This is a genomic window from Streptomyces kaniharaensis (genome assembly GCF_009569385.1).
Classification (GTDB): Bacteria; Actinomycetota; Actinomycetes; order Streptomycetales; family Streptomycetaceae; genus Kitasatospora; species Kitasatospora kaniharaensis.
Genome location: NZ_WBOF01000006.1, coordinates 1 through 12,010, shown reverse-complemented (window position 1 = coordinate 12,010; position 12,010 = coordinate 1). Strand labels below are relative to the sequence as shown.

The following is a 12,010-nucleotide window of genomic DNA, read 5'->3' as shown; positions in this document are numbered from 1 at the left end:
ATCGCCGCGCGCCCCCTCCCCCTGTTTTTCACTGGCCGCCGAACCATCCCCGGAGGAACCCGCCGGGGCCGGGGTTCGGCAAACGGTCCGCCGCCAGGCCCCACGCCCGGGTGGCGAACCGTTTCCTCGCAGATCAACGTACGTGCCGTCGAACGTTCGTCCGCCCGCCCTGACGCGTCCTTGACGCGCCCGACGGCCATCTTGACGAAGCATTGGCGTCGCAGGTCAGGGCTCGAACCGATAGCCGATCCCCGGCTCCGTGATCAGGTGCCGCGGCCGGGCGGGGTCGGGTTCGAGCTTGCGCCGCATGCTGGAGAAGTAGACCCTCAGGTAGTTGCCGCGGCTCTCCGCCTCCGGGCCCCAGACCTCGGCCAGGATCCGCCGTCCGGGCACCAGCCGGCCGGGGTTCGCCAGCAGCAGGGCCAGGATGCGCCACTCGGTCGGGGTCAGCCGGACCGGGCCGTTCGGACCGGTGATCGTCCCCGCGTCCAGGTCGATGGCGTGCGGCCCGATCCGCGCCGACGGTGAGGGCGCGAATGGGGCGGGCCGGCGCAGGACGGCCCGGAGCCGGGCCAGCAGCTCGTCCATCAGGAACGGCTTGGTCACGTAGTCGTCCGCCCCCGCGTCGAACGCCCGGAGCTTCTCCTCGATGTCGGCCCGCCCGGTCAGCACGATGATCGGCACACTCAGTGTGGAGCGGATGCCCTCGATCACGTCCACCCCGTCGAAGTCCGGCAGGCCGAGGTCCAACAGGACGGCATCGGGTGGCTCCTGACCCACCGAGTCCAGTGCCTCCTGGCCGGTGGCCGCGGTGAGCACCGAGTAGCGCCGGGCCTGGAGACTGATCCGCAGGGTGCGCAGCAACGCCGGCTCGTCGTCGACCACGAGGATGTGGCTCACCGGTCCGCACTCCTCTCCAGCTGAGCGCTGCCGGGCTCCCCGCTCTGCTCCTCCGGCGCCGCCGGCAGGGTGAGCAGCATGGTGGTGCCGCCGCCAGGGGTGTCCTCGACCTCCAGGCTGCCGCCCATGGCCTCGGCGAGGCCGCGGGAGAGGGCGAGACCGAGGCCGACGCCGGTGGTGTTGTCGGTGTCGCCGAGGCGCTGGAAGGGCAGGAAGACCCGGTCGCGGTCCTCGGGGGCGATGCCGGGGCCGCGGTCGATCACCCGGATCTCGACCTGGTCGGCGTGGTGGCTGGCGGTGACCAGGACGGGCGCGCCGGGCGCGTTGTAACGCAGCGCGTTGGTGATCACGTTGGCGAGAACGCGCTCCAGCAGCGGCGGGTCGGCGAGCACCGCCGGGGCGGTGTCGAGGTCCAGCGGCTGGATCGGCGCGTACGGCTCGGGCAGCGAGTCCATGGCGCGCAACAGGACGTCCTCCAGCGGCGTGGGCGCCACGTGGAGGGTGAGCGCGCCGGCCTGGAGGCGGCTCATGTCGAGCAGGTTGTCGACCAGGCGGGTGAGCTTGACCAGCGACTCGTCGGCCGTGGCGAGGAGTTCGGCCTGGTCCTCGGGCGAGAACTCGACGTCGGGGCTGCGCAGCGAGCCGACCGAGGCGAGGGCGACGGCGAGCGGGGTGCGCAGGTCGTGGCTGACGGCGGCGAGCAGGGCGGTGCGCATCCTGTCGGCGGCCTTGATCGGCTCGATCTCGGCGGCGACCACGGCGAGCCGGTCTCGTTCGAGTGCGGCGGCGACGTGGGCGGCGAAGGCGGTGAGGACGCGCTGGTCGGCGGCGGGCAGCCGGCGGCCGGTGAGCACCAGCACGGCCCGCTCGCCGACCGCGACTTCGGTCACCTCTCCCCCAACGCCATCGCCACCGCCGTCCCTGCGGGCGATCGTCTCCCCGGTGACGCTGTCGAGCAGGGCGACGGAGTCCATGCCGAAGGCCGTCCGGGACTTCTCCAGCAGCGCGGGCAGCGCGTCGGCGCCGCGCAGCACGCTGCCGGCCAGGGTGGAGAGCGTCTCGGCCTCGGCGGTGGCCCGGGCGGCCCGGGCGGTGAGGCGGCCCGCGTGGTCGACCACCGTGGAGACGGCCAGTGCGACGGCGGCGAACACCAGCAGGGCGACCATGTTGTTGGTCTCGCCGATGGTCAGCGTGTGGACGGGCGGGATGAAGAAGTAGTTCAGCAGCACCGAGGCGATGACGGCCGCCACCACGGCGGACACCGCGCCGCCGAGCAACGCCACCGCCACCACACCGAGCTGGAAGATCAGCGCGTCCGTGGTCAGGTTCAGCTGGTGGTGGAATTGCGAGAGCACGGCGGTGAGCAGCGCGGGCACGAGAAGGCCCGAGGCGAATCCGGCGATGGTGCGGCGCCGGGAATGTCGGCGCCCGAGCTTGGGCAGCAGCCGGCCGCGTCCGGTGAACTCGTGGGTGACCATGTGGACGTCGATGTCCTCGGACGCGTCGATGGTCGTCTGCCCGTTGCCGGGGCCGGTGAGGAAGCGGTTGATCCGGCCGCGGCGGCTCGTGCCGAGTACGAGCTGGGTGGCGTCGTGGGCGCGGGCGAAGGCCAGCAGGGCGGTGGGGATGTCGTCGCCGACGACCACGTGGTAGCTGCCGCCGAGGGTCTCGACCAGCTGGCGCTGCTGGGCGAGCGCGCCGGAGGAGGCGCCGGCCAGGCCGTCGCTGCGGGAGACGTGAACGGCGAGGAGTTCGCCGCCGGCGGTGCGGTCGGCGATCCGGGCGGCGCGGCGGATCAGCGTCTCGCCCTCCGGGCCGCCGGTGAGGGCGACCACGACGCGTTCGCGGGTCTCCCAGACGCGGTCGATGCTGTGGGCCGCCCGGTAGTCGCGCAGGCCCTCGTCGACCCGCCCGGCGACCCAGAGCAGGGCGAGTTCGCGCAGGGCCGTCAGGTTGCCGACCCGGAAGTAGTTGGAGAGCGCGGCGTCCACCTTCTCCGCCTTGTAGACGTTGCCGTGGGCCATGCGGCGGCGCAGCGCCTGCGGGGCCATGTCGACGAGTTCGATCTGGTCGGCCCGGCGGACCACCTCGTCCGGGACGGTCTCGCGCTGCGGGATGCCGGTGATCTTCTGGACGACGTCGTTCAGCGACTCCAGGTGCTGGACGTTGACGGTGCTGATGACGTCGATGCCGACGGCGAGGAGTTCCTCGACGTCCTGCCAGCGCTTGGCGTTGCGGCCGCCCGGGATGTTGGTGTGGGCGAGCTCGTCGACCAGGACGACGCCGGGGCGGCGGGTGAGCACGGCGTCGAGGTCCATCTCCTCGAACTCGGCGTCCCGGTAGGAGCGTTGGATGCGCGGCAGGATCTCCAGGCCGGTCAGCATGCCCTCGGTGTGGCGGCGGCCGTGGCACTCGATGTACCCGACCACGACGTCGGCCCCGCGCTCCTGTCTGCGCCGCGCCTCGTCGAGCATCCGGTAGGTCTTGCCGACCCCGGGGGCGGAACCGAGGTACACCCTCAGCCGGCCGCGGCGGACGCCGGTGCCGGGGGTGAGGTCGCGGGCCATGGGCGCTGCTCATTCCTTCGAGGAGCTGACAGATGGGTGGTGCACTTGTGCAGATGTGGGGCAGCCGGCCCGGGCACGGGAGACGTACTCCCACACCCGGGCCGGCCAGGTCATGCGATCAACTGACGTAACGTCACTTCGACTCGCTCAGAGCCTTGTTGAGGAGGACGACGTTGACACCGTCCTGGCCGAGGAAACCGAGCGAACGGCCCTCGGCGCACTTCTCGACCAGCTTCTTCACCGTCTCCGCCGGCAGGTTGCGCTCCTTGGCGACCCGGTTGACCTGCTCCTTGGCGTAGGCCACCGAGATGTGCGGGTCGAGGCCGGAGCCGGAGGCGGTCAGCGCGTCCGCCGGGACGCTCGCCGGGTCGACGCCGTCGAACTCGGCGACGGCGGCGCGGCGGTCGTTGACGGCCTTCAGCAGGTCGTCGCTGTTCGGGCCGAGGTTGGAGGCGCCGGACGAGGACGGGTCGTAGCCGGTGCCGGCGGCAGAAGGCCGGGGCTGGAACCACTTCGGGTCCGGCTGGGCCTCCTCCTTCGGGTCGTCCGGGTTCTTCTTCGGCAGGTTGTAGTTCTGGCCGAGCAGACTGGAACCGATCTCCTTGCCGTCGGACGTCACGATCGAGCCGTTGGCCTTGTCGCTGAAGGCGACCTGCGAGATGCCGGTGACCAGCAGCGGGTACACGATCCCGAGGATCACGGTCAGCACCAGGAGTACGCGCAGCGCGGTGAAGTGGGTCCGCACGATGGCGGGCAGGGGCTTGGACATTGCGGTGGACTCCTTTCTCAGCTCAGGCCGGGGATGAACTGGACGATCAGGTCGATCAGCTTGATCCCGACGAACGGCACGATCAGGCCGCCGATGCCGTAGATCCCGATGTTGCGGGCCAGCAGCGAGCTCGCGTCCGCGGGCCGGTAACGGACGCCACGGAGGGCGAGCGGGATCAGACCGACGATGACCAGGGCGTTGAAGATGATCGCCGAGGTGATCGCGGACTGCGGGCTGTGCAGGCCCATGATGTTGAGGTGGCTCAGGCCCGGGTAGACCCCGGCGAACATCGCGGGGATGATCGCGAAGTACTTGGCCACGTCGTTCGAGATCGAGAACGTGGTCAGCGCGCCGCGGGTGATCAGCAACTGCTTGCCGATCTCGACGATCTCGATCAGCTTGGTCGGGTTGGAGTCCAGGTCGACCATGTTGCCGGCCTCCTTGGCCGCCATCGTCCCGGTGTTCATCGCCACGCCGACGTCGGCCTGGGCGAGGGCGGGGGCGTCGTTGGTGCCGTCGCCGGTCATCGCGACGAGCTTGCCGCCCTCCTGCTCCTTCTTGATCAGGGCCATCTTGTCCTCGGGCGTGGCCTCGGCGAGGAAGTCGTCCACGCCGGCCTCCTCCGCGATCGCCTTGGCGGTCAGCGGGTTGTCGCCCGTGATCATGATGGTCTTGATGCCCATCCGACGGAGCTCGTCGAAGCGCTCCCGCATGCCCTCCTTGACCACGTCCTTCAGGTAGATCACACCCAGGACCTTGGCCGGAGCCGAGCCGACCTTCGTCGCCACCACCAGCGGCGTACCGCCGGCCGCGGAGATGCCGTCCACCAGCTGCGCCACGTCCGATCCGACCGAACCGCCGTTCTCGGTGACCCAGTTGGCGACGGAGCCGGCCGCGCCCTTGCGGACCTGCGTACCGTCCACGTCCACACCCGACATGCGGGTCTGGGCGGTGAACGGGACCCACGTGGCATGCGTCAACTCGCCCTGGGCGCGGGCCCGCAGACCGTACTCCGTCTTGGCGAGGACCACGATCGAACGGCCTTCGGGAGTCTCGTCCGCGAGGGAGGAGAGCTGGGCGGCGTCCGCCAGCTCGCCGATCTCGACGCCTTCGGCGGGCTGGAACTCGGCGGCCTGGCGGTTGCCCAGGGTGATGGTGCCGGTCTTGTCGAGCAGCAGGGTGTTGACGTCGCCGGCGGCCTCGACGGCGCGCCCGGACATCGCCAGCACGTTGCGCTGCACCAGCCGGTCCATGCCGGCGATGCCGATCGCGGACAGCAGCGCGCCGATGGTGGTCGGGATGAGCGCCACGATCAGGGCGACCAGGACGATCATCGACTGCGGCGCGCCCGCGAACGTGGCCATCGGCTGGAGCGTGACGACCGCGACCAGGAAGACGATGGTCAGCGAGGCCAGCAGGATGTTCAGCGCGATCTCGTTCGGCGTCTTCTGCCGGGCGGCGCCCTCGACCAGGGCGATCATCCGGTCGATGAACGACTTGCCGGGCTCCGAGGCGATCTTCACCACGATCCGGTCGGACAGCACCTTCGTGCCGCCCGTCACCGCACTGCGGTCACCACCCGACTCGCGGATCACCGGCGCGGACTCACCGGTGATCGCCGACTCGTCCACCGACGCGACACCCTCGACGACATCACCGTCACCGGGGATGATCTGCCCGGCCTCGACCACCACGTGATCACCGAGCCGCAGGGCCGTACCCGGCACCTCCTCCTCGTCCTGCGTGGCAGGCCAGTTGGTGAGGCGGCGGGCGACGCTCTCGGTCTTGGTCTTGCGCAGCGTGTCGGCCTGGGCCTTGCCGCGGCCCTCGGCAACAGCCTCGGCCAGGTTGGCGAAGACCGTGGTCAGCCAGAGCCAGACGGTGATCGACCACGCGAAAACGCTGGGATGGGCGATCGCGGAGATCGTGGTGACGACCGAGCCGACCTCGACCACGAACATGACCGGGTTCTTGACCATCACCCGGGGGTCGAGCTTCTTCACCGCGTCCGGCAGCGAGGAGAGCAGCAGCTTCGGATCGAGGAGGCCGCTGGAGACTCTGTGGGAGGCCGCGCCCTCGGTCTTGTCGCCCGGCGTGGGAGAGCCCGGCGTGGGAGAGGGGGTAAGCGTTGACGAGGACATCAGGAGGAGAGACCTTCCGCGATCGGCCCGAGAGCCAGGGCCGGGAAGTAGGTGAGGCCGACGACGATCAGGACGACGCCCGACAGCAGGCCCACGAACAGCGGCTTGTGGGTGGGCAGGGTGCCCGGGGTGGCCGGAACCGGCTGCTGCTGGGCCAGCGACCCGGCCAGCGCCAGCACGAAGACCATCGGCAGGAAACGGCCGAACACCATGCACAGACCGAGCGCTGTGTCGTACCAGTCGGTGTTGACGGTGATGCCCGCGAACGCCGAACCGTTGTTGTTGCTCGCGGAGGTGAACGCGTACAGCACCTCGGAGAACCCGTGCGCACCGCTGTTGAGCATCCCGGCCCGCTCACCCGGCAGCGCCATCGCCACACCGGTGCCCACCAGCACCAGCGCGGGAGTGGTGAGGATGTACAGCGAGGCGAACTTCATCTCGCGCCCGCCGAGCTTCTTGCCCAGGTACTCGGGGGTGCGCCCGACCATCAGACCGGCGACGAACACCGCGACGATCGCCAGGATCAGCATGCCGTACAGGCCGGAGCCCACACCGCCGGGCGCGATCTCACCCAGCATCATGTTGAAGATGTTGATGCCGCCGCCGAACGGCGTGAACGAGTCGTGGAAGGAGTCCACCGCACCGGTCGAGGTCAGCGTCGTCGAGGCGGCGAACAACGAGCTGGCGGCGATGCCGAAGCGCTGCTCCTTGCCCTCCATCGCGGCGCCGGCGGCCTGGAGGGCGGTACCCCCGTGCTGCGACTCGGCGAAGGTGAGGAGCGCCGTCGACGCGACCCAGAAGATCGCCATAACGGACGCGATGGCGTAACCCTGGCGGTTGTCGCCGACCATCCGGCCGAAGGTCCGCGGCAGCGCGAACGGGATCAGCAGGATCAGGAAGATCTCCAGCCAGTTCGTGAAACCCGTCGGGTTCTCGAACGGGTGCGCCGAGTTGGCGTTGAAGAAGCCACCACCGTTGGTGCCGAGCTCCTTGATGACCTCCTGCGAGGCCACCGGCCCGCCCGGGACCTTCTGCACGTCACCGGCGAGACCGGCCACCTCGTGGAAGCCGTGGAAGTTCTGGATCACACCATTGGCCACCAGGACGAACGCGAAGACGATCGACAGCGGCAGCAGCAGCCGCAGGTTGATCCGGACCAGGTCCACCCAGAAGTTGCCGAGCCGATCCGTCCTGTTCCGGGTGAAGCCCCGGATCAGCGCCGCGACGATGGCGATGCCGACGGCCGCGGAGACGAAGTTCTGCACCGCCAGGCCCATCATCTGCACCAGGTGGCCCATCGCGGACTCACCGCTGTAGGACTGCCAGTTGGTGTTGGTGACGAACGAGATCGCGGTGTTCCACGCCTGGTGGCCCTCCATCTGCGGAACGCCGAGGTTCAGCAGCAGGAAGGTCTGCAGCCGGATCAGGGCGTACAGGAAGAGGACGGAGACGGCCGAGAAGGCCAGCACCGAGCGCAGGTACACCGGCCAGCGCTGGTCGGCGTCACCGTCCACGCCGATGACCTTGTAGATGCCTCGCTCGACTCTGAGGTGCTTGGAGGTGGTCAGGATCCGGGCGATGTAGTCGCCCAGGGGGCGGTAGCACAGGACCAGCGCGGCCACCAGGGCCAGGGCCTGCAGCCAGCCCGCGAGAGTGGAGCTCATGTCAGAACTTCTCCGGGTAGATCAGCGCGACGACGAGATAGCCGACGAGCGCGACGGCGACGATGAGACCTGCGAGGTTCTCGGCACTCATGCGCCCACCTCGCTGCGCTCGGCGGGCGCTTCGCGCAACACGCACCTGACAATGGTTCGCTCGCTGCGCTCGTTCACAGCTTCTCCACCCCTCGCGCGATCAGGGCGATGACGGCGAACACGGCGACCGTGACACCGACGTAGATGAGATCGGACATGGGCTCCACCACAGTGATAGGGGGACGTAACCGTGCACGGCCAGGGCGGCCTCACAGCATCGGCTGAAAACCAGCGGTTGCAGCAAACCAGCCGATGGGGGGCGCGTCAGGCGTCCCTGATGCCGTCCATACGGGTGGTCCGGAAACATTGACGCGGCGTTGATATCCGCGTCATGCACCCGAGACCGCGGCTTGTCCTGAACGCTTCGGCTGGCGGCCGGCCCGCCGCTACATGCGCATCCGAAGGCGGCAGACCACCGCGTCGGTGCTCCGGCGCAGGGCGCGGTCGATCACGGCGCCGCGCCGGTTCTGCAGCGCCCGCTGCCACCAGTGGGACGGCTCCACCTCGGGGATCAGCACCGTGAGCCGGTCGTACGCGCGCTCCTCGCCAAGCCTGTTGACGAAGGCCGCGATCGGCTGGCCCAGCCGGCGGTGGTCGTCCGGGATCTCCACCAGCGGCACGCCCGGCCGCCACAGCTCCCAGTCCCGGCGCAGCGCTTCCGCCTCGGCCGGCTCGTGCACCACGGTGACCGCCAGCACCTCGTCGCCGAGCGAGAGCGCCGCCGACAGGCCGTCCCGGGTGAGCCGGGTGATCGTGGTGACCGGGACGACGACCAGGCTGCGCTGACGGGTGACCGCACCGGGTACCCGGCCGATCTCCAGGCGCTCGCCGATCCGCTGGTAGCTGCGGTGGATGAGCTCGAAGAGCAACACCAGCAGGGGCAGCGCCACCACGATGCCCCAGGCGCCCTCGGTGAACTTGGTGCCGGTGACGACGAACGTGGCGACGCCCGTCAGCAGCGCGCCGAAACCATTCAGCAGGGCCTTCCATTGCCAGCCGTCCGGTCGCTTCAGGTACCAGTGCCGCACCATGCCGACCTGGCAGATCGTGAAGCCGACGAACACGCCGATCGAGAACAGCGGCACCAGGCTGTTGACGTCGCCGCCGGAGCCGACCAGCAGCGCCGCCGAGACCACCGCCAGGAACAGCACGCCGTGCCGGTGCACCTGCCGGTCGGCGCGCAGCGCGAACACGTGCGGGAGGTGGTTGTCCCGGGCGAGCAGGTGGAGCAGGACCGGCAGACCGCCGAAGGAGGTGTTGGCGGCCAGGCCGAGCAGGACCACGGTGGCGAACTGGACGACGTAGAAGGCGGCGCCGTGGCCGAGTGAGGCGTCGGCCAGCTGGGCGAGCACGGTGACGCCCTCGACCGGCTGGAGGTGGAAGCGGCCGATCAGCACGGCCAGGCCGATCAGCATCACGCCGAGCAGCGCGCCCAACGCGACCTCGGTGTGCTGTGCCCGCTTCACCCGTGGCGTCCGGAAGGACGGGACGGCGTTCGCCACCGCCTCCACGCCGGTCAGCGCCGAACACCCGGCGGCGAAGGCCTTCAGCAGCAGCAGCGCGCCGACGGCCGTCGCGTTGTCGGCCAGCGCGGAGGCGTGGCCGGCGGCGGCCTCGGTGCTCGCGGGGGCGTCCCGGAACAGGCCGACCACGATGATGGCCAGGATCGAGACGACGAAGACGGCGGTCGGCGCCATGAACCAGCGGGCCGACTCGGCGATCCCGCGCAGGTTCACCGCGGTCACCAGCACCAGCACGCCCAGGCACAGCCAGACCCGGTCGTCGTACAGGCTCGGCACGGCCGAGGTCAGCGCCGCCACCCCGGCCGTCACCGAGACCGCCACGTTCAGGATGTAGTCGATCACCAGCGAGGCGGCCGCGGTCAGCGCCGTCCGGCGGCCCAGGTGGGCCTTGGCCACCGCGTACGAGCCACCGCCGTCCGGGAACGCCGCTATCACCTGGCGGTAGGAGGCCACCAGCACGGCGAGCAGGACCGCGATCGCCACCGTGACGGGCAGCGTGAAGCCCAGCCCGTACGCCCCCGCCGTGCCGAGCACCAGGACGATCGACTCCGGCCCGTACGCCACCGAGGCCATGGCGTCCAGCGAGAGCGCGGCCAGGCCGCCGAACGCGGTGAGGCGGTGCCGTTCGTCCCCCGCGCCGGTATCAGGCGGCTCGGGCTCGGCCGTGACGGCCACGGCAGTGATGTCGGACATGTGTTTCTCCATCGATCGTGATTGGCACGATCGTGGAGCTCCGCCGGCCCCCGCATTCCGTTCGCTACATGCTCTTGACGCGATCCGGGCACGCCTTGACGCGATCTTGACGGCACCGATGTGCCGCGGCCCCAGGCCGCAGGAAACACGGCGAGGGGCCTGCGGTGGCCGGGTCAGAGGTTGAACATCCCGGTGTACGGCTCGGTGATGCGCTCCTGTCGTGATCCGAAGTCGACCAGGACCGCGGTATCGCCTTCGACGCCGATGACCCGGCCGAGGCCATAGGCGTCGTGGGTGACACGGTCGCCGAGGGCGAAGTGCTTGCGCGGTGCTTCGGCCTTGGCCTTGAAGGGACTGGTGGGCAGGTGCCGGCGGACTGCTTCAGGTTTCCTCATCCACGCCAGTATGCGCCGTGGAACGCGGGGGACGACCTTTTCTGACGGCCCGAATTCCGGATGCCCGAAATGTCGGATGTGTCGAACGACACTCCCTCGGGAGTATGAATCCGGAAGACCACCACAGGTCGGCCGCCGCGCAGGGGCGCCGCGACGCCCAGATCAACTGCCTTGTCTGGAAAGCTCGTTGGCATACAAGACGGATCCGGTCCGACAGCGCGGGAGGCCACCTCCTCCGAAACCGGTGCGGAAATGTCCCACCGTAGCGGGTTCGGAGCTGCTACAGTCGAAGGAGTTGCAGTAGTGGTTCCCATGAACTTTGTGTGCGCCTGCTGATGTATCGCGGGCGCATTTTTGTTTTCCGGATCTTTTCCGGGCGGGCGCTCATCGCGGTGACTCGGCGCTCGTATCGTGCGAGTGTCGGAAAGTCCCTTGAAGGAGATTTCTTACATGGCTAATGGCACCGTGAAGTGGTTCAACGCGGAAAAGGGCTTCGGCTTCATCGAGCAGGAGGGTGGCGGCCCGGACGTGTTCGCCCACTACTCGAACATCAACGCCAGCGGCTTCCGCGAGCTGCTCGAGGGCCAGAAGGTCGAGTTCGACGTCACGCAGGGCCAGAAGGGCCCGCAGGCCGAGAACATTCGCCCGCTGTAGTTCCCACTGCCAGGGCAACCGCCTGGCAACGAGGGGGCCCGCACCGCGCACATGATGCCCGGTGCGGGCCCCCTCGGCTTTGCGTCACCACGCGCCACCGGGCTGTTCCGGCCCGGGCGCATCCGGTCAACCGGCCGCCGTCCCACACGAACGGACAGCGCCACGTCCGGGTCGGCATCACGCCCAGGCGGTCCACGGTTCAGGGTTCTCCGCTTCCGCCTTCCTGGTGAAAGCCGACCCGTACGTCACATGCCGTCCCGAGGAGGGTCTCCCGCATGAACCGTTCCAGCCGCCCTCCGCACCGGAACGCCGGTTCCCGATCCGCACCGGGCAGCAGCGCGGGGTCCGCCTCTCGGCAGGAGTTCGCGGTGCCGGCGACTACCGTGCCGGCGCTGCCCGCCGTCGAGTCCTTCGACGAACTGGACATGCCGAAGGAACTGCTGACGATCCTGGCACGGAGGGGCGTCACCGCACCCTTCCCGATCCAGGCCGCGACGCTGCCGAACTCGCTGGCCGGCCGCGACGTGCTGGGACGGGGCCGCACCGGCTCCGGCAAGACACTCGCGTTCGGCCTGGCTGTGCTGGCCCGCATCGCCGGACAGCAGGCCGAGCCG

At 69.8% G+C, this 12,010-nt stretch carries 10 protein-coding genes; 2 read left to right on the top strand and 8 right to left on the bottom strand.

Annotation, left to right across the window (positions count from 1 at the left end; genetic code table 11):
- Window positions 1–225: 225 nt before the first annotated feature.
- From F7Q99_RS42255 to F7Q99_RS37110, 8 genes are all read right to left on the bottom strand, one after another.
- Entirely contained in the window at window positions 226–900 is a 675-nt protein-coding gene (locus F7Q99_RS42255; RefSeq protein WP_326847529.1) for a response regulator transcription factor, read from the bottom strand.
- The gene (locus F7Q99_RS37140; protein WP_153471013.1) at window positions 897–3,467 is read right to left on the bottom strand and encodes an ATP-binding protein; all 2,571 of its coding nucleotides are present in this window, start codon (window positions 3,465–3,467) and stop codon (window positions 897–899) included. The genes F7Q99_RS42255 and F7Q99_RS37140 overlap by 4 nt, the downstream gene beginning before the upstream one ends.
- 133 nt (window positions 3,468–3,600) lie before the next feature.
- On the bottom strand, window positions 3,601–4,236 hold the full coding sequence (gene kdpC, locus F7Q99_RS37135; RefSeq protein WP_153471010.1) for a potassium-transporting ATPase subunit KdpC: 636 nt from the start codon (window positions 4,234–4,236) through the stop codon (window positions 3,601–3,603).
- A gap of 17 nt (window positions 4,237–4,253) precedes the next feature.
- Window positions 4,254–6,377 (bottom strand): potassium-transporting ATPase subunit KdpB, encoded by a 2,124-nt coding sequence (gene kdpB, locus F7Q99_RS37130; protein ID WP_153471007.1) that lies wholly within the window; start codon window positions 6,375–6,377, stop codon window positions 4,254–4,256.
- Window positions 6,377–8,041: a potassium-transporting ATPase subunit KdpA gene (kdpA, locus tag F7Q99_RS37125; RefSeq protein WP_153471004.1), complete on the bottom strand. Its 1,665-nt coding sequence runs from the start codon at window positions 8,039–8,041 to the stop codon at window positions 6,377–6,379. Before kdpA ends, kdpB begins: the two co-directional genes overlap by 1 nt.
- A 1-nt stretch (window position 8,042) precedes the next feature.
- Window positions 8,043–8,132 (bottom strand): K(+)-transporting ATPase subunit F, encoded by a 90-nt coding sequence (gene kdpF, locus F7Q99_RS37120; protein ID WP_141633550.1) that lies wholly within the window; start codon window positions 8,130–8,132, stop codon window positions 8,043–8,045.
- Window positions 8,133–8,517: 385 nt separating this feature from the next.
- Entirely contained in the window at window positions 8,518–10,347 is a 1,830-nt protein-coding gene (locus F7Q99_RS37115) for an APC family permease (RefSeq protein WP_230211298.1), read from the bottom strand.
- Between the two features lie 173 nt (window positions 10,348–10,520).
- Complete coding sequence (locus F7Q99_RS37110) at window positions 10,521–10,742, bottom strand: hypothetical protein (protein ID WP_153470999.1); 222 nt, start codon at window positions 10,740–10,742, stop codon at window positions 10,521–10,523.
- Window positions 10,743–11,192: 450 nt separating this feature from the next.
- Here F7Q99_RS37110 and F7Q99_RS37105 point away from each other — a divergent pair, with 450 nt between their 5' ends.
- Window positions 11,193–11,396, top strand: coding sequence for a cold-shock protein (locus F7Q99_RS37105; RefSeq protein WP_030916923.1), 204 nt, complete (start codon window positions 11,193–11,195; stop codon window positions 11,394–11,396).
- 275 nt (window positions 11,397–11,671) lie between these two features.
- A partial coding sequence (locus F7Q99_RS37100; RefSeq protein WP_153470996.1) for a DEAD/DEAH box helicase occupies window positions 11,672–12,010 on the top strand: 339 nt, incomplete at its 3' end.